The sequence below is a fragment of the Thermomonas fusca DSM 15424 genome (assembly GCF_000423885.1).
Lineage (GTDB): Bacteria > Pseudomonadota > Gammaproteobacteria > Xanthomonadales > Xanthomonadaceae > Thermomonas > Thermomonas fusca.
The window spans coordinates 1-22,609 of the sequence record NZ_AUIV01000032.1; the positions used below are offsets into that span (position 1 = coordinate 1).

Here is a 22,609-nt window from a genome sequence, read left to right on the forward strand (position 1 = left end):
GAATGGGATGCGGTGGACTTCATCGCCAAGCTGGCGGCACTGGTCCCGCCACCTCGCGCGCATCTCACCCGCTTCCACGGCGTATTCGCCCCGAATGCAAACCTGCGTGCGCAGCTGACGCCCTCGGGGCGCGGCAAGCGGCCTGCGGGCGATGCGGCGCCAGTGGACGTCAGCGCCCACGACGAGCCGCGCAGCCCCGAGCAGAAGCGCCGTGCGATGAGCTGGGCGCAACGGCTCAAGCGGGTCTTTTCCATCGACATCACCTGAAGCCTGCAGGTCCCGGTGTCGCCGTCACTCATTAGCCTCCGGGCCAACGCGAAGTCATCGTTCTGCGTCGGCCAGCCGTATGCTTTCAGCCAGGCGATGGCCTCGGTCATGGCTGCGAGGGCGGGCATGCCAGCCGACGTCATGCCTTCAGGCTCCGAAGTAGCCAGCGTTCGCCCACCACCAAGGCAACCCAGCCTCCGATGATGAGGCGGATCGCGACGTAGGCCCACTGCGGGAAGATCGTCTCGAGTGGGTGTCCGCTTTTCAGCGTGAGAATGGACAGTGAGAGCAGGTTGTAGCCGGCAATCACGCAGCACAGGCCCAGACATGTAAGCAGGAATGCCGGAACCGCACGCCCATGCCTTCGGACCAGGTGCATTTCCCCGTCCGTACTGGACGTACGCAGCTGCTTTGCCGCATGACTGCAGAGCGCGCGATAGAGCAGGGGAGCCAGGCTGGTCACGCAAGCGGTGAGTGCCAGGATGCCAATCATCATGGAGGTGATCGGGCCGGCGGCGTGGCTGAGGCGAAGCGCCACGAACACGCAGGGATAGAGCAGGTGGCTGATCACCCACGCTTGCCGGGCGTCGGGAAGACGAAGGGCCTGCGCAAGCCAACGGGTCTGGTCGGGGGTGGGGTTGGCGACGAGATTTCGGGACAGGTAGTACACGGCGGCTCCGGTTAGTGGATGAGCCCCCATCACATCGCCAAGCACCCGTTTGCTAATCCAGCAGGGATTCTGTCGGGAAGATTTCGCCGGTAGAGTTCGCTGGGTCCAGCCGCTGTTTGGAGTCCGGGACTACTTTCGCGCGGTCACGATCAGCGAAATACGCACTCAGGCGGAGATGGATCTCGCCGGCGCCATCGGCACCTACATGTCGACGGGAAAGATCCGCGGCAAGAACAGGGAGCTCGTCGTCAAGGAGTGCCAGAGGCTCGCGACCGAGCGGGCGGGACTCAGGCTCTCAGGAAACCCCGAGGAAGACTGGGCTGCCATCCGCGAGTTAATTGCCAGTTCCACCGCATCCCAGGTGGCCCGGGTCGCCGAGGACGCGCGTTTTCTTCGTCTGCTGCACAGGGGCTCCGCGCTGCGCACCGCGCTCAGCGAGATGTGGCGGACGCAGGACGACTATGCAGGCGCCGAGGCGGCACTTGGTGACGCCCTGCTGCAGGAGCATTTCGTCGCTGCGCAGAAGGAGTGGCGCGGCCTGCACGTAATGACCATCCACAAGGCCAAGGGTAAGGAGTTCGACGAAGTCGTCATCTACGAGGGCACTTTCTCCGGGCGCATCGTGGCGGCGAATGCGGACGCGAGGCGCATCGCGCAGTCCCGCTTGGCGCTCCGCGTCGCAGTCACGCGCGCCATCTGTCGCACGACTATTGTGACGCCCCTGAGAAATGGCTGCGCTTTTCTCTAGTCACTGAACATCCTTCTGTGAACGACCGCTTCTGGCCGAAAACGGTCGCTTCGCCTGTTGTTCGTTAGGGGGTACACAGCGCACTTGTGTCGCCAGCCGCGGATTAGTGAAGAGGCAAAAAGTTCAAAGCGACGCGTGTTCCAAAATCTCCTGCCCCATGAGCACGCACTCGCGGCCCATGGGGTAGTAGATGAGTCGCATCGTATAGTCAGCCTTGTACACCGAGCCCTCGACCTGAAGGACCAGAAATCGCTGATTCTTGTTGGCTGGGTTGCGGATGGAGGCAAGCGGCGTTGCAGTTGACTCCACCACGGCGCGGTCGTCGCCGTCGGTGTGAAAGAGCAGCAAACGCTTGGCTTGGACGATGGCTTCTTTATTGCAGGTGGGGGCAGAAGCGGCGGGGTAGGGCAGCAGCATGGCGGCTGCAAGCAGCAGGTATCGCATCAAGCGGCACTCCGGGCGTCAGGTTGGGTCGATCATAGCCACCAGTTGGCATATCGTTATCAGGCACTCCAACGATGAGGTGCCCATGTGCTACTCCGCCCAAGCATGGCAGGACTACCGCAAGTACAAGCGGGAGCTCGGTGCAACCCTTGGTATTACCGAGTACATCCGGCTGTTCGGACGATGGCAGGCGGGGGCGGAATCGCCAAAGTTCCCCAAGGGGCTTATGGATGCGTTCGCGGAGGCCAGCAGTGGCGATGAGGCCCGAATCCGGCACTGGATCGAAGCTTGGAAGGCTGGCCAGATCACAGCGGTGGAACAGGATCTGTTCGCCCTGAAGAAGCGGCTGGCGGATGCCGAGCGCACCCTGCAGACCAAGATCACCAAGAAGGCCCAGAACGACCAGCGGATTGCCACCGACAAGATCGGCAAGGCGTCCCAGCGGCTCAAAGACCTGCACCGCACCAGCCCGCTGCCGCGTGATACCCGGTTCTTCCCGGGCAACTACGCCACGGTGATGCTGGCCGAGCAGGGTAAGCGCGTCGTCTATCCCATGCGCTACGGCTGCCGCCCGGCCGGCAAGCCGGCCTTCTATGACACCCGTTACCCCGGCACCTACAACGCGCGCCGGGACAATCTGGAGGGTTTCTGGAAGGGGCAGTTCGGGCACACCCATGCCCTGATCGTGGTCGAGACCTTCTACGAGAACGTCGAGGGCAAGGACGGCAAGAACCAGGTGCTGCAGTTTACGCCTCGGGACGGCGGGCCCATGTACGTGCCCTGTCTGTTCTCCCACTGGACGGACCCGAAGAGTGTCGAGTCGGAGCTGTGGTCCTTTGCTGCCATCACCGACGACCCGGAGCCGGAGGTCGCCTCCGCCGGCCACGACCGGACGATCATCAACATCAAGCCCGAGCACATCGACGCCTGGCTGAACCCCGATCCGGCAAATCTGCAGGGGCTCTACGCTATTTTCGACGATCGGCAGCACCCGTACTACGAGCACGAATTGGCAGCATAGGTGGGAAGTGCTCGACCGGTCAGCCCCAAGGTCCGGCGGTTCCTCCACCGGGCAACGCTAAATCTCAGCTTGGGTTAGTTGGGTACCATCCCAAACAAGCCCAAAGGGGCCCAAAACCACCCCAAAAGGCCCCAAAGTCCCTCATGGCGGGACAGTTGAGAGGCTCCCACTTCCAGGCATGATCACAAGCAAAAGTTCTATGGCAGGTTCTATGGTAGAAGCGGCATAGTTGTTAGCCTGAGAGCCGCATTTTTGCTGGATAAGTGGCGGAAGCGGTGAGATTCGAACTCACGGATGGTTTGACCCATCGGCGGTTTTCAAGACCGCTGCCTTAAACCACTCGGCCACGCTTCCGTTGCGGGGGCGATTGTCGCATGGTGCCCCGCGCGCTGGAATCGGGGCGCGGCCGCTGCGCATGCGGGGTGGTCTTCAGTGGATCGCTCAGCGCGTGTAATGGCGCAGCAGGTCCAGCAGCACGCGCGCTTGGTCCGTGCGCCGAGCCTCGTCGGGTTCGGCGGCCACGTGTTCGGCCAGGTGGCCGGACAGGATCTCCATCATCAGCGCATGCATCGCGCCCTTGGCCGCGGCCGCCTGCACCAGCACGTCGGTGCAGTCCGCGTCGGCTTCCAGTGCTTTCTCCAGCGCAGCGACCTGGCCGCCGATACGGCGCACGCGGGCCAGCAGTTTTTTCCGTTCGTGGATGACGTGCGCCATGGCGGTTGACGATATACCCTACGGGGGTATTTCTCCAGCCTGCGAGCCGCCATGAATCTCGATGCCCTTGCCGCCGCCAGGCGCCACAGCCATGCCTTTGACCAGGGCAACCCGCTGGCTGAACGCAATACCCGCCGGGCGATGTGGTTGACCCTGGCGATGATGGTGGTGGAAATCACCGGCGGCTGGTGGTTCAACTCGATGGCGGTGCTGGCCGATGGCTGGCACATGAGTTCGCACGCGATCGCGCTGGGGCTGTCGGCGTTCGCCTACGCCTGCGCACGCCGCTACGCCCGCGACAGGAGGTTTGCGTTCGGCACCTGGAAGATCGAAATCCTGGGCGGCTATACCAGCGCCATCCTGCTGCTGGGCGTCGCGGTACTGATGGTGGTGCAGTCGGTGGAGCGCCTGCTGAACCCGGGCGCGATCCAGTACCGGCAGGCAATCGCGATCGCGCTGGTGGGACTGCTGGTGAACCTGATCTGCGCGTGGTGGCTGCGCGACCATCATGCGCAACACCATCACGACCACGACCACGACCATCATCACCATGACGGTAACGACGACCCCGCCCATGACCACGCGCATGACTTGAACCTGCGCTCGGCCTACCTGCACGTCATGGCCGATGCGGTGACCTCGGTGCTGGCGATCATCGCGCTGCTGGGCGGGATGTATTTCGGCGCGGCGTGGCTGGATCCGGTGATGGGGCTGGTGGGTGCGGCGCTGGTATCGGCCTGGGCCTGGAGCTTGGTGCGGTCCAGCGGGCGCATCCTGCTGGACGCGCAGATGGACCTGCCGGTGGTGGAGGAAGTGCGCGAAGCCATCGAGGCTGGTCCGCTTTCGGCAAGAATCAGCGACCTGCATGTCTGGCAGGTGGCGCGCGGCAAGTTCGCCTGCGTGGTGGAGGTGGTGGCCGTTCCGGGGGTGGCTGCCGAGGATGTCCGCCGCGCGCTGTCGGTGCATGACGAGCTGGCCCATGTCACTGTGGAAATTGTGCCCGCAACGGCGGCCTGATCGACTGCAGTCGCTAGAATCCGGCATCCCCTGCGATGCCGGCCATCCATGCCCTACACCCCCATCGTCGCCACCCTCGGCTACGTGCTCTCGCCTGACGGCGGCAGCGTGCTGATGATCCATCGCAACGCGCGTCCGGGAGATCATCACCTGGGCAAGTACAACGGCCTGGGCGGAAAGATAGAACCGGACGAGGACGTGCTGGCCGGCATGCGCCGCGAGATCCGCGAAGAGGCCGGGATCGAATGCACGGCGCTGCGCCTGCGCGGCACGATCAGCTGGCCGGGCTTCGGCAAGCACGGCGAGGACTGGTTGGGTTTCTTGTTCGTGGTGGATGCGTTCGAAGGCACGCCGCTGGAGCGCAATCCGGAAGGCGCGCTTGAATGGGTGGCGCGCGAGCGCATCCCGGAACTGCCGCTGTGGGAGGGCGACCGCCACTTCCTGCCGCTGGTGTTCGACGACGATCCGCGCGCCTTCCACGGGGTGATGCCGTACCGCGACGGGCGCATGCTGTCGTGGGCCTATTCACGCGTTTGAGGCCACGCCGGGTGGGGCTCGCGCGGGCGGTCGCGCTGGCGCAGAATCGGCGCTTTCCGCCAAGGACATCGCCATGACCATCAAAGCCTGGGGCGCCCACGCCGCCGACAAGCCCATCGTCGCGCTCGACATCGAGCGTCGCGCACCGGGGCCGCGCGACGTGCAGATCGAAATTGCCTACTGCGGGATCTGCCATTCCGACCTGCACACGGTGCGCGCGGAGTGGGCGGGCACGCTGTATCCCTGCGTGCCGGGGCACGAGATCGTCGGCCATGTCAGCGCGGTCGGCGCCGAGGTCTCGGGCTTCAAGGTGGGCGATACCGTCGGCGTTGGCTGCATGGTCGGCAGTTGCCGCCATTGCGCGGCCTGCGGCGAGGGGCTGGAGCAATACTGCGAGCAAGGCATGGTCGGCACCTACAACGGTCCGACCGCGGATGCGCCGGGCCATACGCTGGGCGGCTATTCGCAGCGCATCGTGGTGGACCAGGATTTCGTGCTGCGCGTGCACCACCCGAAGGAACAGCTGGCGGCAGTGGCGCCCCTGCTGTGCGCCGGCATCACCACCTATTCCCCGCTGCGGTACTGGAAGGTCGGGCCGGGCAAGAAGGTCGGCATCGTCGGCATCGGCGGGCTGGGCCACATGGGCATCAAGATCGCGCATGCGATGGGCGCGCGCGTGGTGGCGTTCACCACCAGCGAATCCAAGCGCGCGGAAGCACACGGCCTCGGTGCCGACGAAGTGGTGATCTCGCGCGATGCCGCGCAGATGAAGGCGCAGCGCAACAGCTTCGATTTCATCCTGGATACCGTGGCGGCCAGCCACGATCTCGACGCGTTCTCCTCGCTGCTCAAGCGCGACGGCACCTTGTGCCTGGTGGGCGTGCCGGAGCATGCGCATCCCTCGCCGAACATCGGCAACCTGATCTTCAAGCGCCGGGCGATCGCCGGCTCGCTGATCGGCGGGATCAAAGAGACCCAGGAGATGCTGGATTTCTGCGCCGAGCACGGCATCGTCGCCGACATCGAGATGGTGCGCGCGCAGGACATCGATGCGGCCTACGAGCGGATGCTCAGGAGCGACGTCAAGTACCGCTTCGTGATCGACGCCGCGACGATGTGAGTCGCGGCGGTTGTCCACAACCGCTGTGGATGGAAGTCGTATAACGGTGTGGATAACCGCAGCAGCGGCAGGCGTGATGCGGCTGTCAATAGGCGTGGTGAAAAATTCGCCAGATGTGCCGCGCGTGCGGCGGGCGCTCAGGTTTCGATGTGGCGTGCGGGATCCGTCAGTTCCAGCTCGCGCAGCACCACGCTGGCCTGGGTGCGGTTGCGTACGCCGAGGCGCTCGAAGATGGCGGTCAGGTGCGCCTTCACCGTGCGTTCCTGCACGTCCAGGCGGTCGGCGATCTGCTTGTTGAGCAGGCCTTCGGCGACCAGCGCCAGCACCCGGAACTGCTGCGGCGACAAGCTGGCCAGGCGCGCGGCGAGATCCGCGTCCTGCGGCGCGCTCTGCGCCCGCGACACGCTGGCGCGCAGCGCCGGTGGCAACCAGGTCTCGCAGGCCAGCACGCTGCGGATGGCGTCGCGCAGCTCGTCGAGGCCGGCGCTCTTGGGCAGGTAGCCGGCCGCGCCGTGGTCCAGCGCGCGCCGCACCACCCGCGGGTCGTCGTTCGCCGACACCACTATCACCGCCACGCCCGGGAACTGCGCGCGGATCGCCGCCAGCCCGGCCAGGCCGTGGTTGCCCGGCATGTGCAGGTCCAGCAGCACCAGGTCGACCTGCGGCTGCGCGTCCAGCAACGCCAGCACCTGCTCCAGCGCGCCGGCCTCGAACAGTTGCACGTCGCCCAGCGCGTCGCGCGCGGCCTGGCGCAGCGCGGCGCGGAACAGCGGGTGGTCGTCGGCGATCAGCAGGGAAGGCATGGGGGCTCTACTCGTCATTCCCGCTTTCGTGGGCATGACGTTGGAAGGGTCATTGCGCCGTCCAGCCCCCGTCCACCGGCATCGCCGTGCCGGTGATGTTGTGGGCTTCGCGCCGGCACAGGAACACCGCCAAGGCGGCGATCTCGGCGGGCAGGGTCATGCGCAGGCTGGGCTGCTTTTCCGCCAGCAGCGCGCGCACGCCGTCGTCGCGGCTGCCACCCTGCATGCGCGCCTCGATCTGCGGCTCGATCAGCGGGGTCTCCACCCAGCCCGGGCAGATGCAGTTGACGGTGATGCCGCCGGAATCGCGGTTGCCGTGCGCGGCGTATTCCAGCGCGGCGACCTTGCTCAGCCCGACGATGCCGAACTTGCTGGCCACGTACGGTGCTTTGTCCCTCGACGCCACCAGCCCGTGCACCGAAGCGATGTTGACCACGCGACCGTAGCCGCGGCCGGCCATCGCCGGCATCGCCAGGCGCATGGTGTGGAAGGCCGAGGACAGGTTGATGGCGATGATGTCGTTCCACTTCGCCACCGGCATTTCGTGCAGGGGCACCGCGTGCTGGATGCCGGCGTTGTTGACCAGGATGTCGATGCCGCCGTTCGACCAGCCGGCAAGCTGGCCCATCATCGCCTCGATCGCGGCGGGGTCGCGCAGGTCTGCGCCGAAGTGCCGGGTTCCGCCATCGCCTGCGGCATCCACCTCGGCGATCGCGGAAGCGATCTGCTCAGGCGAGCCTAGGCCGTTGATCGCCACCTTCGCGCCGGCGGCGGCCAGCCCCTTGGCGATGGCCAGCCCGATGCCGGAGGTGCTGCCGGTCACCAGCGCGGTGCGGCCATGCAGGAAGGTGTCGCTCATGGTGCGGCTCTGCAACGATGGGGAGGCCCATACGCTAGCAGGAACGCGGTGGGGCCTGCTGGTACGAAAGTACGATGCGACGCGCCGCGGCAGCAGTTATGGTCGCGGCATGAACACACTCCGCCATTGTGCCCTCGCCGCGATCGTCGCCCTTGTGACCGGCTGCGCTGGCCTGCCCGCCGCGAAGGAAACCGCCGCCATGTTCAGCCAGCCGCGCGCCACCGAACATCGCGGGCAGGATGACCTGCTCACCGGCGGGCTGGGGCTTGCCGGCCTGCAGTCGATGCTGCCGCCGGGCTTCGCCGACGCTGCGCATCCAACCCCGGCCGAGCTGCGCAAACGCGCGCTGTGGAGCAACTGGCGCGGGATCGCGGATCTTTCGCCCGGCGGGGGTTACGGCAGCGTTTACGGCAGCGTCGCCGCCGTGCCGGGCCGCGAATTCAGCGCGTTCGCCAGACTTGCGGGCGCAGCGCAGCCCCATCGCGTGCTGGTGCAGCTGCCGGACGCCTTCGATGCCGGCAAGCGCTGCGTGGTGGTGGCCGCATCGTCGGGTTCGCGCGGCATCTACGGCGCGATCGCGGTCGCCGGTGCCTGGGGGCTGCCGCGCGGTTGTGCGGTGGCCTATACCGACAAGGGCGCGGGCACCGACTACTTCGATCTCGATGCCGGGCAGGGCGTTACCGCCGACGGCACGCTGGCACCTGCGGATGCCACGCCGGCGTTCGCCCCGCAACCGGCCAGCGGCAGCGGCGTGGCGTTCAAGCACGCGCATTCGCAGGACAACCCGGAGGCCGACTGGGGCCGCCACGTCAAGCAGGCGGCGCAGTTCGCGCTGGCCACGCTGGATGCGCAGCTGCCGCAGCAGGCGCCGTTCACTTTCGAAAACACCCGCGTCATCGCGGTGGGCATCTCCAACGGCGGCGGCGCGGTGCTGCGCGCGGCGGAAGACGGCGCGCCGTGGCTGGACGCGGTGGTGGCCGGCGAACCCAACGTACTGGCCGAAGGCGCCGGCGCGCGCAGCCTGTACGACTACACCACCGAGGCCGCGTTGCTGATGCCCTGCGCGCTGCCGCAGCTGGGCATCCCGGCGACCCAGGGACTGGACGCGAAATGCGCGGCGCTGGCGACGCGCGGTGTGCTGTCCGGTGCGACCGCGGACGCGTTGCAGAAGGACGCACTGGCGAAGCTGCATGCTGCCGGTTGGAGCGATGCCGCACTGCGCGCCGGCGCGATCAGCGTGGGCTTCGACCTGTGGCGCGCGGTGGCAGTGGGCTACGCCTCTGCCTACGGCCGCTACGCGCATGACGCCCATCCCTGCGGGTATCGCTACGCGGCGCTGGGTGCGGACCTGCAGTCGCGCGCGGTAACCGATGCCGAGCGCGCGGCTTGGTGGGCCGACGGCAGCGGCATTCCGCCCGGCGCCGGCGTGGGCATCATCGATCCGCAGTCGCCCGCTGATCTTGGCCTGACCGGCCTGCAGTGCCTGCGCGCGCTGTGGACAGGTGAAGGCGCGGACGCGCAGCGGGTGCGCAAGGGCATCGCGGCAACCCGCGCCAGCGCGCCGCGCGATGGCCTGCCGGTGGTGGTGGTCCACGGCACCGACGACGGGCTGGTGCCGCAGGCGTTCTCCAGTGCGCCATACGTGGCGATGGCCAAGGCTGCCGGCCGCGACGTGCGTTACTGGCAGGTGCGCAATGCCCAGCACTTCGACGGCTTCCTGGTGCTGCCGCACATGGCCGCGGCCTACCTGCCGCTGCTGCCGTACGTGTATGAAGCGCTGGATCGTGTCGATGCGCATCTGGACGGCAAGAGCGCGTTGCCTGCCGATGCGGTGGTGGCCACCGTGCCGCGGATGGGCAAGCCGCTGGCGCCGGAACACCTTGCGATGCCGCGCTGACGGCACGGCCGACTCCACGCAGGCCACGCGCGCGGTGGGTTAGGCTCTGCCTACAGGCAAACAGGAGCCGCCGATGAAGCAGCGCCATTTCTCGATGTTGCGGGAGTTCCACCTCGCCGACTGGTTCACCCTGGCCAATGCCTTCTGCGGCACCGGCGCGATCTTCGCGGCGATGCGCTTCCTGCAGGACGGCGTGGTGCGCGATCTGCTGATCGGCATGGCGCTGATTCCGCTGGCGTTCGTGTTCGACGCCCTGGACGGGCGCATCGCGCGCTGGCGCAAGGTGTCCTCGACGCTGGGGCGCGAGCTGGATTCGCTCGCCGACGTGATCAGCTTCGGCGTGGCGCCGGCGGCGCTGGGCTATGCCTGCGGCCTGCAGGGCGGCTGGGACTGGCTGATCCTGAGCGGCTTCGTAGGCTGTGGCGTGAGCCGGCTGGCGCGCTACAACGTCACCGCGGAAACGCTGGCCGACGGCGGCGACAAGGTGAAGTATTTCGAGGGCACGCCGATCCCGACCAGCGTGGTCATCGTCGGCCTGCTGGCGTGGGCGGCCTGGCGCGGCGCCATCGGCCCAGACATCTGGCTGGGCATGATCCAGCTGGGCCCGTGGCAGCTGCACCCGCTGGCGCTGGTGTTCGCACTGTCCGGCGCGCTGATGATCAGCAAGACCCTGCGCATCCCCAAGCCTTGAAGCCCCTGCAATGGCGGTGTCATCGCGGCGTTGCTAGCATCGGTGCATGGACGGAGGGGACATGGCGGACACAACCAACGATTTCGCGGCGCTGACGCGCCAATACCTGGATCTGTGGGGGCAGGCGCTGCGTGGCTCCGCGCCACAGCCCATCGCCGCTGTGGGCGTGCCGGGGCTGAACGACATGCTGGAAGCGTGGACGCGCCAGAGCGATGGGCAGCCCGGCTTCGGCGCCGCGCTTGGGCATTTCAGCCGGCAGAGCAGTGACTGGTATGCGCAGATGCAGCAGGTGGCGGCGCGCTTCAGCGGCCGCGACCACAGCGCCGGCGACGTTGCCGCCGCCTGGCGCGAGGCGTTCGCCGGCAGCAACCCGTTCGCCGGCCTGATGGAGGGCATGCGCGGGCCGGGACTGGAGAGCATCGCCCAGTGGGGCGAGGCGGGGATGCCGTCGCTGCATGGCCTGCGTGCGGAAACCGCGGCCGCCATGCGGATGCCGGCGTTCGGCTTCAGTCGCGAACACCAGGAGCGACTGCAGGCGCTGGCACTGGCGCAGCTGCGCTGGCAGGAGGCGCAGCAGGATTACGGGATGCTGATGGCCAAGGCGTCGCGCGATGCGTTCTCGCGCTTCGAATCCAAGCTGGCCAACCACGAGGAACCGGGCCAGCAGATCAACAGCGTGCGTGCGCTGTTCGACCTGTGGGTGGAGGCCGCGGAAGAAAGCTGGGCCGAGCTGGCGCTGTCGCAGGAGTATCGCCACGCCTTCGGTGCGCTGGTGAACGCGCAGATGCGCCAGCGCGCCGCGGCGCAAGCCATCGGCGAACAGGTCGCCAGCACCTATGGCTGGCCGGAGCGCGGCGAGCTGGACAGTGCCCACCGCAAGATCGCCGAACTGGAGCGGCAGCTGCGGCGCATGCAGCGCGCACTTGCGCCGGCGGCTGCCGGCGACGTGGAACTCCGCCAGCCGCCGCCGAAGCGGACGCCCGCGGCCAAGCAGCCGCCCGCAGCCAGGGTTGCTCCCGCCAAGGCGCCGGCGAAGAAAGCGCCGGCGGCGGCTGCGGCAAAAAAAGTGGCGAAGAAAATTGCGAGAAAGGTCGTGAAGCCGGCTGCGAAGGGCAGCGCGGCCGGGGCGAACGTGCGCGCGGGCAAGCCCGCCGCCAGGAGGCGTTGAGATGATCGGGCCGCTGAACATCACCCTGGATTCGCTGGCCGAGGAAACCGGCCGGCTGCAGCGCAAACTCTCTGCCAGCGTCGAAACCCTGCGCGAGATGGGCGACGTGGATTTCGGCGTCACCCCGCGCGAGGAGGTCTGGCGCGACGGCAAGGTGGTGCTGTACCGCTTCAAGGGGGAGCATGCGCCCACCGCGCGGGTGCCGATCCTGATCGCCTACGCGCTGGTCAACCGTCCGTACATGGTCGATCTGCAGGCCGACCGCTCGCTGGTCAAGGGCCTGCTGGCGCGCGGCGAGGATGTCTACATCATCGACTGGGGCTATCCGGACCGCTCCGACCGCTTCCTTGCGATGGAGGACTACATCGAGCGCTTCATCGGCGGCGCGGTGGAGTATCTGTGCGATGCCCACGGCCTGCCGTCGATCAATCTGCTGGGCATCTGCCAGGGCGGTGCGTTCTCGCTGTGCTACGCCTCGCTGCACCCGGACAAGGTCAAAAACCTGATCACGATGGTGACGCCGGTGGACTTCCACACCAGCGACAACATGCTGTCGAACTGGAACCGCGAGATCGACGTGGACCTGCTGGTGGACACGCTCGGCAACGTGCCGGCCGACATGATGAATTTCACCTACCTGATGCTGAAGCCCTGGCGGCTGTTCGCGCAGAAGTACGTGGGCATGGTCGACATCCTCGACGACAGGCAGGCGATGGAAGACTTCCTGCGCATGGAGAAGTGGATCTTCGATTCGCCCGACCAGGCCGGCGAGGCTTTCCGCGAGTTCAGCAAGCAGTTCTTCCAGGAGAACCGCTTCGTCACCGGCGGCGCGAAGGTGGGCGGGCGCGAGGTGCACCTGGGCATGCTGGAAATGCCGATCCTCAACATCTACGCCGAACAGGACCATCTGGTGCCGCCGGACGCCTCGCGCGCGCTGCGCGGGCTGTGCGGCAGCGACGACTACACCGAGCTGTCGTTCAAGGGCGGTCATATCGGCATCTATGTGTCCGGCCGCGCGCAGAAGGAAGTGCCGCAGACCATCCACGACTGGCTGGCGCAGCGGTCGCGCTGAGCATGCGCGCGCCGTCGCGCTGGCTGCTGCCCGCGGCGCAGTGCCTTGGCATCCTGTGGGCGTCGCCGGTCAGCGCGATCGGCCTGGTGGCCGGTCTCGCCGCGCTGGCGGGCGGGGCGCGGCTGCAGCTGAGCCGGCGCGACCTGGCCTGCATCTTTCACCGGGTGCCGTGGGGGCCGGGCGGCGCGCTGACGCTGGGCAACGTGATCCTCGACACCGGCGACGACCTGGGTCGTTCCTGCAATACCTATGCGCACGACGCCGGCCACCGCCACGAACCGCGCATCCTGCTGTGCGACCACGAGCGCGCGCACGTGTTGCAGTACATGGCGCTGGGCGTGCTGTTTTTGCCGCTGTACCTGCTGCACGGCGGGGTGGCGGCGCGCAATCCGTTCGAGCGCGCCGCGGACCGCTACGCGCGCACCGGCCGCGGCTGGTGGCCGTGGCAGCGGGACTGAATGCGGAACCCCGACCAACGGCTCGTCTGAATGGCCGTCGCTTAGCTTTTTCCTAACCCCACCGGCAGTAACCTCCCTGCACCGGAGAAAAACTTCGCCGCGCGCAAAGCGCTACGGAGAATCGCTCCGGACCCGACCCGGTCCCCTCCAGGCGCAATGCCCGCGAGACCGGGTTTTTTGTGCGCGCCTGCCCCGCATTCGGGGCTTTTCGCGGGGCGGCGGTCGCAGTGCCGAGTGTGGGCGGCGTCGCGAAAAAAATCCCGGCCGTGGCCGGGATTCCAGGGGCGCCCAGTGGGGGCAAGATCAGAACAGTTCGACGCTGCCGGCGTCCATCGACTGCTGCAGGACGGCCTTGTGCGGGGGGCGTTCCCATTCGCCGCGCATCTGCGCGATGCGGTTGCCGATGTTGGCCAGCGCCTTGCGCATTTCCGGGTCCTGGAAGCCGTGGCTGCCGCGCAGCAGGTCATGCAGGGTGGTGGCTTCGGTATTGATCTGCTCCAGCCGCTGCAGATGCACGGCGGCGGCGCCAAGCGCCTGGGTGGCGATGTCCTCGAACTGCAGCGAGCGCACCGCTTCCGCCACCGAAGCGTCGATTGCGCGGCCGCAGTCGGCGATGTCGCGCATGCCGTTGCCGAGGCTGCGGTGGATGCCTTCGACGCGGTCCATCATCGAGGCCGATTCGTTGCGCGCCACGCGGGCGCGATCGAGGTCGCGCGAGGCCGTCTGCGACACCGTTTCGCGGACCTTGGCGATGGATTCCTTGGCGTTGTGGGCCAGCTTGCGGATCTGTTCGTTGAACGCGGTGCTGCGCTCTGACAGGTTGCGCACTTCGTCGGCCACCACCGCGAAGCCGCGCCCGGCCTCGCCGGCCCGGGCCGCTTCGATGGCAGCGTTCAGCGCCAGCAGGTTGGTCTGGTCGGCGATCGACTTGACGTCTTCCAGCAGCGCGAAGATCCCATCGAGGTGGCCGGCCATCGCGTCGATATGGCTGACGGTGACGCCGCTCTGGCCGCTGGCTGCTTCCAGCGCTTCCACCAGCTGCTCCATCTGCTGGGTGGCCTGCTGGGCGAAGCGGGAGATGTCGATCGAGCCGCTGTCGTCGCCCGTGCGCTCGACCAGCCGCGCCACCACCGTGCTCTGTTCGCGCGATTTGCGGTTGACCGCATCGAAGCTGCCGCCGAGCTTGGCCACCGATTCACGGATCAGGGAGCGGGTGCGCTCGATTTCCGCGTGGGAACCGCTGACCTCGTTGCCGACGAAGCCGCGCAGTTCGCCCAGCAGCTTGGCGTGGTCGCGCAGCACCTGCGCCTCGGCCTTGTTGGGCAGCGAACGCCAGGCCACGACGCACCAGGCGGCAGCGGCGGTGACCACGAGGGCCATGCGAACGGCCATTGGCCAGGCGAGGGCCTCGGCGATTAACAACAGCAGCATCAGCACCATCGGTGCGGCGATGCGAAGCAGGGCACGGGGTTCCATCGTCGATCTCGTCGGGGACTCGATGGAGATAACGGCCGAGGGGGCCGTCGGCTTTAGCCGAACCGGCGGTCGCGGTCAGGTTCCGCCGACATTGGTGCTGGTCAGCAGCGCGCCGGCAATCTCGGACAGCGGCAACACCTGCTGCGCCGCGCCGAGGGTATAGGCGGCGCCGGGCATGCCCCAGACCACGCTGCTGGCTTCGTCCTGCACCATGGTGGCGGCGCCGGCCTTGCGCAGCGCCAGCAGGCCGCGCGCGCCGTCGTCTCCCATGCCGGTGAGCAGCGCGGCGCTGGCGTTGGCGCCGGCGGCCTGCGCCACCGATTCGAACAGCGCATCGACGCTGGGGCGGTGGCGGCGGACCGGATCGTCCTCGCCCAGCCGGCAGCGCCAGCGTGCGCCGCTGCGCTGCACGCGCAGGTGCAGCCCGCCGGGAGCGACGTAGGCGTGGCCGGCCAGCAGCGGCATGTCGTCTTCGGCCTGCACCACGGTCATCTTGCTGTGCCGGTCCAGGCGCTCGGCGAAGGGTTTGCTGAACGCCGCCGGGATGTGTTGGGTGATGACGGTGGCTGGCGCGTCGGCCGGCATCTGCTCGAGGAGGACGCGGATCGCCTCGGTGCCGCCGGTGGAAGCGCCGATGGCGATCAGGCGGTCGGTGGTGCGGTACTTGATCGGCGTGGCCTGCGCGGCCGCGGTGGCGCTGGCCGGCTGCAGCCTTGCAACCCGCGCGCGCGCGGCGTTGCGCACGCGTTCGCACAGTTCGCCGGCGTAGTTGTTCAGGCCGCGCTCGACGTCCAGCCTGGGCTTGGTGACGAAATCCACCGCGCCCAGCGCCAGCGCGTCCAGGGTGACCTGCGCACCGGCCTCGGTGAGCGAGGACACCATCACTACCGGCATCGGCCGCAACCGCATCAGGTTCTGCAGGAAGGTCAGCCCGTCCATGCGCGGCATTTCGACGTCGAGGGTGAGCACGTCGGGTTCGAGCTGCTTGATCTTGTCGCGCGCGATCAGCGGGTCGGAGGCGGTGCCGACGACCTCGATGCCCGGGTCCTGCGACAGGATTTCGCTCAGCACCTGGCGCACCAGCGCCGAGTCGTCGACGATCAGCACGCGCACCTTGCCCGGGCGCAGGGGTGTTTGCATGGCCATCAGAACAGCTCCACGGAACCGGCCACCGGCTTCTGCGCCAGCTGGCTGCGATAGGCGCGCTCGACCCGCGCGATCTCGCCCGCCGCCGGCAGGCGCTTGACCAGGGTGCGGCCGCTGCGCACGAAGAAACAGACCTTGCGCGGCTGCACCCCGAACAGGTCCTGGGCAATGATCGGGATGCGTTCCGCGCCGAGGTAGTTGAGCACGAAATTGCCGTTGCGGGTGCCGATCGGATCCAGGGTCATGCCCGGCAACACGTTGCCACCGCCGAACACCTTCGCCTGCAGCCGCGAACGCATGGCGCCATGCTTGAGCAGTCCGTTGATGAGCAGCTCCATCGCATGGGCGCCGTAGCGCGCGCTGGCGTCGCCGGGCGCGGCGTCGGGCAGCATGAAGTGGTTCATCCCGCCGACTTTGGCGCTGGCATCGAAGATGCAGGCGGCCACGCAGGATCCCAGCACGGTGGCCAGCGCGATCGGCTCGGAGGAGACCCGCCATTCGGCTGGCAGCAGCTTGATCACGTCGGCGTCCAGCGCCGGGTCGTAGTAGGTTCCAGGCGGCGGTGTCCGGATGGCGGCGACGCTGGCCGGCAAGCTGCTCATCGGCCGTCCCGGGCGGCGCGATAGATGGTCCGGCCGCAAGGCTGCACCACGTCCAGCGCGTGGGCGAAGCTCTCCGAATGCCCGGCATAGAAGCGCCCGCCCGGTGCGAGCAGCGGCACGATCTTGCGCAGCACCTCGTACTGGGTGGGCTTGTCGAAGTAGATCATCACGTTGCGGCAGAACACCGCCAGGAAGCGCTGCCGCAACCCGTAGTCGGGGGCCAGCAGGTTGTGCTGGCGGAATTCGACCAGCTGCCGCAGCTGCGGCTTGACCCGCACCATGCCTTCGTTGGGGCCGGTTCCGCGCAGGAAGAAGCGGCGCTTGCGCTCGGGCGAGAGCTCGGCGATGCGCTCGATGCCGTAGCTGCCGGCTGCGGCGCTGGCCAGCGCGTTGGTGTCGATGTCGGTGGCGAGGATGCGCACGGGCGGGGTGTCCGAGCCGAACGCCTCGCAGGCGGTGATCGCCAGCGACCACGGCTCTTCGCCGGTGGAGGCGGCGCAGCACCAGATGTCCGCCGGTTCGCCGCGCGGCAAGGCGCGCAGCTGGTCGCGCAGGGCATCGAAGTGGTGGGCTTCGCGGAAGAACGAGGTGAGGTTGGTGGTCAGCGCGTTGATGAACGCCTGTTCCTCGCTGTCCGGGTCGGCCTCCACCAGGTCCAGGTAGTCGGCGCAGCTGGACAGCCCGCGCGCGCGGATGCGCCGCGACAGCCGGCTGTAGACCATGTCGCGCTTGTGTTCGGCCAGGTGGATGCCGGCGCGCGTGTAGATCATCCGGCAGGCGCGGCGGAAGTCGCGGTCGTTGAATTCGAAGCCGGCGCCGGTGTTGTCGCGGTCAGCGGAACCCTCAGCCATGCGCCATCTCCACCTGCTGCGCCTGCAGCCGCACCTGCAGGGCGTCGGCGTCCAGCGCCGGGGCATACAGGTAGCCCTGCGCCTCTTCGCAGCCGTGGTCGTGCAGCCAGTCCGCCTGCGGCATGGCTTCCACGCCCTCCGCCACCACCCGCAGCCCGAGCGCGCGCGCCAGCATCAGGATCCAGCGCACGATCGCGGCGTCCTCGCCGTTTTCCAGCATGCCGCTGACGAAGCTGCGGTCGATCTTGACCCGGTCGATGCGGAAGCGGCGCAGCATCGACAGCGAGGCATAGCCGGTGCCGAAGTCGTCGAAGGCCAGGTTCACCCCGCGCGAGCGCAGCACCGCCAGCGCCTCGGCGCCGGCGCTGTCCTGGGTCAGGGCGATGGTTTCGGTGATCTCCAGCTCCAGCCGCTCGGCCGGCAGTGCGGCGGCGGCCAGTGCCAGCTGCACCTCGGCCACCAGCGATTCGACCAGCTGGGCGGGGAACAGGTTGATGCTGACCGAGGTGTCCGGGTCGGGCCACTGGGCGGCGTCCAGGCAGGCCCGGCGCAGCACCCAAGCGCCCACTTCCGCACCCAGCGGGCTGCGCGCCAGCAGGTCGATGAATTCGCTGGCCGGGACCATGCCGCGCTGCGGATGCCGCCAGCGCAGCAGCGCTTCGGCGCCACAGATGCGGCCGGTGCCCAGCTCGACTTGCGGCTGGTAGTGGAGTTCGAATTCGCCGTTGGCGAACGCACGCCGCAGGTCGCGGTCGAGGTCGCGGCGCGCCAGCGCATCGGTGCGCATGGCCTCCTGGTAGCGGCAGACCTGGTGGCCGCCCGCGGACTTGGCGCGGTTGAGCGCCAGGTCGGCGCTGGCCAGCAGGTCGCCCTGTCCGCGAACGTCACCGCGCAGGGCGATGCCGACGCTGACGTCGATGTTGATCTCGTGCCCGCGCACGCGCAGGGTCTGCTCCAGATGCTCGACCAGCGCCGGCACCACCGCCTCGTCGTCCGTGGCGTCGGCATCGGCATCGGCAGCCAGGCGCTCGTCGCTGCAGGCCACCGCGAACACGTCGCCGCCCACCCGTGCCAGGCAAACCTGGGCATCGGCCTTCGTCTGCAGGCGGTCGGCCACGGCCTGCAGCACGCGGTCGCCGACCACGTGGCCAAGCCCGTCGTTGATCCATTTGAAGCGGTCGATGGCGAACAGCGCCACGCCCCAGTCCGGGTGCGCGGCCAGGGCGTCCAGCAGGGCATTGCGGTTGGGCAGCCCGGTGAGCGGGTCGAAGTGCGCCAGCCGGTCGAGCTGTGCGCGCTGGTGGGCCGCCTCGGTGACGTCATGCAGGATCAGGGTGACGCCGCGGTCGGATCCGTAGCGCCAGATGGAGCGGGTGGCGTCGAGCAGGCGCAGGCTGCCGTCCGGCGCCACCATGCGCAGCAGCTGGCTGCCTTCGATGCGGCCGGCCAGCCACGCCTGGGCGATGTCCTGGTCGGATTGCAGGCGCAGCGGAAACAGCGAGAACACCGGCTGGCCAGCCAGCTGGTTGCCGAACAGCTGTTCGGCGGCACGGTTCTGCCAGCGCACCCGGCCGTGGCGGTCGCCCACCAGCACCGCTTCGCGCGCCTGCTCGCCGGCTTGGGAAACGATCAACGCGCGGCGCTCCAGATGCCGCTGTTCCAGCAGGGTGGCGGTGATCCGCGCCAGCCGCGTCAGCGCGTCCAGCTGCGCCTGCGTCGGCGGATCGCGCGGCTCGTGGTCGAACACCGCCAGGGTGCCGAGGCGCTGGCCCGCGCGCCCGCGCAGGGCGATGCCGGCATAGAAGCGGGCGCCGCAACGCGGGTCGGCCGGCATGTCGGGCAGCACCAGTAGCGGGGCGTGCTGCTCCCAGGTGCGCACGATCAGGTGGTCGCGCGACAACTGGCCGTGGCCGTGGTCGCCGCCGTGGCTCGCCAGCATCAGCACGCGTTCGTCCTCGCTGGTGGCGACCACCGCGACCCGCGCCTGCAGCGTTGTCGCGGCCAGCGTGGCGAGGTCCGCCAGCCGCGCCGAGGCTTCGCCGGACGGCACGGCCGTGGTGGCGGAAGCAGCGTCGTGCAGATCGCGGGCGGGGGGCAGCTCGAATGTCATCTGCGCGAGGCGAGGCCGGGAAAGAAAGGGACAGCAAAAACGAAAGCAGGGCGGGGGAATACCCCGCCCGCGGATGGCATCAGAACTCCTGCCAGTGCTGATCGCCGCCGCTGCCCGCGGTCGCCGGGGCGCGCGAGCGCAACGGCGTGGGCGTGGGCGCGGGCGCTGCAGCGGCGCCGGTCTTGCGCGCCGTCGTGGACTGGCGACGCACTGGCGCTGCGGCCGGTGGCGCCGCCGCGGCGCGCGGCGCTGCGGGCGTGGCGCTGCGGGCCGGCGCTGCGGCAACCGCGGCGGTGCGGAACGCGGACACCGCCTCGACCAGCTGCCCGGCCTGCTGGCGCATGCTCTCCGCGGAGGCGGAAGCCTGCTCTACCAGCGCCGCATTCTGCTGGGTGCCTTCGTCCATTTGGGTGATGGCCTGGTTGACCTGCTCGATGCCGCTGCTCTGCTCCTGCGAGGCGGCGGAGATGTCGGCGATGATGTCGGTCACGCGCTGCACCGACGAGACGATCTCGCCCATGGTGTTGCCGGCCTGGCGCACCAGCGCCGAACCGTCGGTCACCTTGCCCACCGACTCCTCGATCAGCTGCTTGATCTCCTTGGCGGCGCCGGCGCTGCGCTGCGCTAGCGCGCGCACTTCGCCCGCCACCACCGCGAAACCGCGGCCCTGTTCGCCGGCGCGCGCCGCTTCCACCGCCGCGTTCAGCGCCAGGATGTTGGTCTGGAAGGCGATGCCGTCGATCACGCTGATGATGTCGGCGATCTTCTTCGACGAAGCCTCGATGGCGCTCATCGTGGCGACCACCTGCTGCACCACCTCGCCGCCCTGCGCCGCCACGCCGGCCGCGCCCTGCGCCAGCTGGTTGGCCTGGCGGGCGTTGTCGGCGTTCTGCTTGACGGTGGAGGTCAGTTCTTCCATCGAGGAGGCGGTTTCCTCCAGCGAGGCCGCCTGCTGCTCGGTGCGCATCGACAGGTCGCTGTTGCCGGCGGCGATCTCGCCAGCGGCGGCATTGATGCCGTCCGAGGTCTGGCGGATGTTGCCGACGATCTGCGCCAGCCCATCCACGGTGCGGTTGGCGTCGGCGGCAAGCTGGCCGAACTGGCCGGGCAGCTGGGCCTCGATGCGCCGGCTGAGGTCGCCGTCGGCCACCGCGGACAGCAGCGTGCCGACTTCGTTCAGGCCGTTCTGCGAGGTGGCCATCAGCTGGTCCAGGCGCTCCACCAGCTCGCGATAGACGAATTCGAAGCGGCTGGCGTCGCCACGCTTGCTGAAGTCGCCGGCCACGGCGGCATCCACCAGCGTCTGGATCTCGCCGTTGACCGCCAGCAGGCTGGCCTTGACCGCGTCCACCGCCTTGGTGGACTGGGCCTTCTTGCCGGGCAGGCGGTCGACGTCACGGGACAGATCGCCACGCCCGTAGTCGCCGATCACCTCGACGATATGGTGGGTTTCGCTGATGAAGGACGCCACCAGGGTATTGACCTGCTCGGCGATCACGCCGAACGCGCCGGGGAAGTTCTCGGCATCGATGCGGCTGTCCAGTTCGCCGGCCTGCTGTTCTTCGAACAGGGTCTGCAGGGCCTGCGCGAACTTGCGCAGGGTGGCGGCGGCTTCCTCCATGCCGCGGCCGATGTCGTTCAGCTCGTCGCGGGTGTCGACGTGGATGCGGTCGGAGAACTGGCCGGAGGCCAGTGCGCGTGCGCCGGCGCCGATGCTCTGCAGCGCCTTGCGGGTGCCGCGGGTGAAGCCCATGAACAGATAGGCGGCGGCCAGCAGCGACAGCGCCACGAAGCCGAGAGTGGCGAAAGCCTTCATCTGCAGGCTGGCGATGGCGCGGTCGCCGGCGGCATTGATGGCGGCATTGGTCGCTCTCATCGCCTTGTTCATGGCCAGGCGGGTGGCCTGGTCCTGCCTGGCCAGGCCCGCCACCGGCGATTCCGGGGTTTCGGCATCCAGGATCTGCTCCTGGATCATCTTGTTCTGCGCTTCCATCGCCTGCAGCGCAGCGCTCATCGGCTTGCCGAACAGCACCGCGCCCTCGGGCAGTTCCTTCTCGATGTACTTGCGGCCGTCGCTGATCTGGTTGGTCAGGTAGCCCTGCATGTTCTTGCGCACCGCCAGTTCAGTGCGGTCGCTCACCCAGATCGCGCCTTCGCCCAGCACACGGATGCCCACGATGGCCTGCTTGGCGCTGGCGGCCGAGAGTTCCGGCAGCAGGATGCCGCCGATTTCGCCGCCCCGCAGCATGACGGTGTCGGAGGCAATGGCGGTGATCCCCTCGAACGCGATGGCGTTGATTTGGGCCCGCAGGGCGTCCAGCGCCAGCGAATCCGCGTCCGGTCCACCTTCGCCTTCGGTGCTCATCGCCTTCTTCCAGGCGGCGGCGGTGGCTTTCACGCCTTCCACCACTTCCTGATTGTCATAGCCTTCGCGGACGCGCCAACTGTCGAAGGCGGCCAGCGCCTTGTCCGCGCGGGCAGCAGCCTCGGCGATGCCTTGGTCGGTGGCGGTCGTATCGTTGGCCAGCTTGCGGGCGCGGAGCTGGCGGTGGTCCTGCATGGCCAGCTGGGCGTCGTGGAGGATGTCCAAGCCAACGGTGGCGGAGCGAGCGGTACGCGCATCGGAGATTTCGCCCAGCGAGCGGGTGACCACCAGGCCTGCCAACACGCCGCAGGTCAGGGTGAACGCCGCGCCGATCAGGATCGCCTTCTGGCTGAAGCGCAATCGCCCCATCAGGTTCGTGGCGGGCGCGAGCAGGCGATCGGCGAGAGAAAGGCTTTGCGGCATTGTGGGACCCCTGTGAACGCAATCGAATGGTTTGGTCAAAGCCGGCATCGGCCCGCACCGTGGAATCTTTAACGGTTGCCTGTCGGCGGCGATGCCGATGACTTGCAACCGTGACCGGCATCGCAGTCCGGGGAATCGCGCCGGGCGTCG

21 protein-coding genes, 1 tRNA gene and 1 pseudogene are annotated in these 22,609 nt (G+C 68.4%); 11 read left to right on the top strand and 12 right to left on the bottom strand.

Annotation, left to right across the window (positions count from 1 at the left end):
* Positions 1-264: pseudogene (locus tag G582_RS16550) on the top strand (transposase); the annotation flags it as partial.
* A 142-nt stretch (positions 265-406) separates the two neighbouring features.
* Here the strand turns inward: G582_RS16550 and G582_RS0111960 are convergent.
* On the bottom strand, positions 407-937 hold the full coding sequence (locus G582_RS0111960) for a hypothetical protein (protein WP_028840033.1): 531 nt from the start codon (positions 935-937) through the stop codon (positions 407-409).
* Positions 938-1,112: 175 nt separating this feature from the next.
* Here G582_RS0111960 and G582_RS0111965 point away from each other — a divergent pair, with 175 nt between their 5' ends.
* Entirely contained in the window at positions 1,113-1,685 is a 573-nt protein-coding gene (locus G582_RS0111965; protein WP_211219363.1) for a P-loop NTPase family protein, read from the top strand.
* 123 nt (positions 1,686-1,808) lie between these two features.
* Here the strand turns inward: G582_RS0111965 and G582_RS0111970 are convergent, their stop codons facing one another.
* Positions 1,809-2,129 carry a hypothetical protein gene (locus tag G582_RS0111970; protein ID WP_038054001.1) on the bottom strand — a complete coding sequence of 107 codons (321 nt, stop codon included), beginning with the start codon at positions 2,127-2,129 and terminating at the stop codon, positions 1,809-1,811.
* An 85-nt stretch (positions 2,130-2,214) separates the two neighbouring features.
* On the opposite strand from G582_RS0111970, the gene G582_RS0111975 reads away from it, so the two are divergent.
* Complete coding sequence (locus G582_RS0111975) at positions 2,215-3,150, top strand: SOS response-associated peptidase family protein (RefSeq protein ID WP_028840036.1); 936 nt, start codon at positions 2,215-2,217, stop codon at positions 3,148-3,150.
* 264 nt (positions 3,151-3,414) lie between these two features.
* Here G582_RS0111975 and G582_RS0111980 read toward each other — a convergent pair.
* Together G582_RS0111980 and G582_RS0111985 are read right to left on the bottom strand one after the other, a co-directional pair.
* Positions 3,415-3,504: transfer RNA gene (locus G582_RS0111980), tRNA-Ser, on the bottom strand.
* Positions 3,505-3,591: 87 nt separating this feature from the next.
* On the bottom strand, positions 3,592-3,864 hold the full coding sequence (locus G582_RS0111985) for a metal-sensing transcriptional repressor (RefSeq protein ID WP_028840037.1): 273 nt from the start codon (positions 3,862-3,864) through the stop codon (positions 3,592-3,594).
* A 51-nt stretch (positions 3,865-3,915) separates the two neighbouring features.
* Here G582_RS0111985 and dmeF point away from each other — a divergent pair, with 51 nt between their 5' ends.
* The 3 genes from dmeF to G582_RS0112000 all read left to right on the top strand — a co-directional run bounded on the left by dmeF (position 3,916) and on the right by G582_RS0112000 (position 6,538).
* Positions 3,916-4,881 carry a CDF family Co(II)/Ni(II) efflux transporter DmeF gene (gene dmeF / locus G582_RS0111990; RefSeq protein ID WP_028840038.1) on the top strand — a complete coding sequence of 322 codons (966 nt, stop codon included), beginning with the start codon at positions 3,916-3,918 and terminating at the stop codon, positions 4,879-4,881.
* Positions 4,882-4,929: 48 nt separating this feature from the next.
* Positions 4,930-5,418: an NUDIX hydrolase gene (locus G582_RS0111995; RefSeq protein WP_028840039.1), complete on the top strand. Its 489-nt coding sequence runs from the start codon at positions 4,930-4,932 to the stop codon at positions 5,416-5,418.
* Positions 5,419-5,491: 73 nt separating this feature from the next.
* A complete protein-coding gene (locus G582_RS0112000) occupies positions 5,492-6,538 on the top strand; it encodes an NAD(P)-dependent alcohol dehydrogenase (RefSeq protein ID WP_028840040.1) in 1,047 nt (348 codons plus the stop codon).
* Positions 6,539-6,675: 137 nt separating this feature from the next.
* Here G582_RS0112000 and G582_RS0112005 read toward each other — a convergent pair whose 3' ends face one another.
* Both G582_RS0112005 and G582_RS0112010 read right to left on the bottom strand, forming a co-directional pair.
* The gene (locus tag G582_RS0112005) at positions 6,676-7,341 is read right to left on the bottom strand and encodes a response regulator transcription factor (protein ID WP_028840041.1); all 666 of its coding nucleotides are present in this window, start codon (positions 7,339-7,341) and stop codon (positions 6,676-6,678) included.
* A 49-nt stretch (positions 7,342-7,390) separates the two neighbouring features.
* Complete coding sequence (locus G582_RS0112010; protein WP_028840042.1) at positions 7,391-8,200, bottom strand: 3-hydroxybutyrate dehydrogenase; 810 nt, start codon at positions 8,198-8,200, stop codon at positions 7,391-7,393.
* A gap of 109 nt (positions 8,201-8,309) precedes the next feature.
* Here G582_RS0112010 and G582_RS0112015 point away from each other — a divergent pair, with 109 nt between their 5' ends.
* From G582_RS0112015 to G582_RS0112035, 5 genes are all read left to right on the top strand, one after another.
* A complete protein-coding gene (locus G582_RS0112015) occupies positions 8,310-10,097 on the top strand; it encodes a 3-hydroxybutyrate oligomer hydrolase family protein (RefSeq protein WP_083961202.1) in 1,788 nt (595 codons plus the stop codon).
* A gap of 73 nt (positions 10,098-10,170) precedes the next feature.
* Positions 10,171-10,788 (top strand): CDP-alcohol phosphatidyltransferase family protein, encoded by a 618-nt coding sequence (locus tag G582_RS0112020; protein ID WP_038054004.1) that lies wholly within the window; start codon positions 10,171-10,173, stop codon positions 10,786-10,788.
* Between the two features lie 61 nt (positions 10,789-10,849).
* Positions 10,850-11,956, top strand: coding sequence for a class III poly(R)-hydroxyalkanoic acid synthase subunit PhaE (gene phaE, locus G582_RS16555; RefSeq protein ID WP_051247204.1), 1,107 nt, complete (start codon positions 10,850-10,852; stop codon positions 11,954-11,956).
* A 1-nt stretch (position 11,957) separates the two neighbouring features.
* Entirely contained in the window at positions 11,958-13,028 is a 1,071-nt protein-coding gene (locus G582_RS0112030; RefSeq protein ID WP_028840045.1) for a class III poly(R)-hydroxyalkanoic acid synthase subunit PhaC, read from the top strand.
* Between the two features lie 2 nt (positions 13,029-13,030).
* A complete protein-coding gene (locus G582_RS0112035) occupies positions 13,031-13,486 on the top strand; it encodes a hypothetical protein (protein WP_028840046.1) in 456 nt (151 codons plus the stop codon).
* A 303-nt stretch (positions 13,487-13,789) separates the two neighbouring features.
* Here G582_RS0112035 and G582_RS0112040 read toward each other — a convergent pair whose 3' ends face one another.
* From G582_RS0112040 to G582_RS18490, 6 genes are all read right to left on the bottom strand, one after another.
* Entirely contained in the window at positions 13,790-14,962 is a 1,173-nt protein-coding gene (locus G582_RS0112040; protein ID WP_028840047.1) for a methyl-accepting chemotaxis protein, read from the bottom strand.
* 75 nt (positions 14,963-15,037) lie between these two features.
* Positions 15,038-16,108 carry a protein-glutamate methylesterase/protein-glutamine glutaminase gene (locus G582_RS0112045; RefSeq protein WP_028840048.1) on the bottom strand — a complete coding sequence of 357 codons (1,071 nt, stop codon included), beginning with the start codon at positions 16,106-16,108 and terminating at the stop codon, positions 15,038-15,040.
* On the bottom strand, positions 16,108-16,710 hold the full coding sequence (gene cheD / locus G582_RS0112050; RefSeq protein WP_083961199.1) for a chemoreceptor glutamine deamidase CheD: 603 nt from the start codon (positions 16,708-16,710) through the stop codon (positions 16,108-16,110). Before cheD ends, G582_RS0112045 begins: the two co-directional genes overlap by 1 nt.
* Positions 16,707-17,561, bottom strand: a complete 855-nt coding sequence (locus tag G582_RS0112055; RefSeq protein WP_028840050.1) for a CheR family methyltransferase — start codon at positions 17,559-17,561, stop codon at positions 16,707-16,709. Before G582_RS0112055 ends, cheD begins: the two co-directional genes overlap by 4 nt.
* The gene (locus G582_RS16560) at positions 17,554-19,671 is read right to left on the bottom strand and encodes a putative bifunctional diguanylate cyclase/phosphodiesterase (protein WP_051247206.1); all 2,118 of its coding nucleotides are present in this window, start codon (positions 19,669-19,671) and stop codon (positions 17,554-17,556) included. Before G582_RS16560 ends, G582_RS0112055 begins: the two co-directional genes overlap by 8 nt.
* A 79-nt stretch (positions 19,672-19,750) precedes the next feature.
* The gene (locus tag G582_RS18490; protein ID WP_051247208.1) at positions 19,751-22,459 is read right to left on the bottom strand and encodes a methyl-accepting chemotaxis protein; all 2,709 of its coding nucleotides are present in this window, start codon (positions 22,457-22,459) and stop codon (positions 19,751-19,753) included.
* Positions 22,460-22,609: the final 150 nt, after the last annotated feature.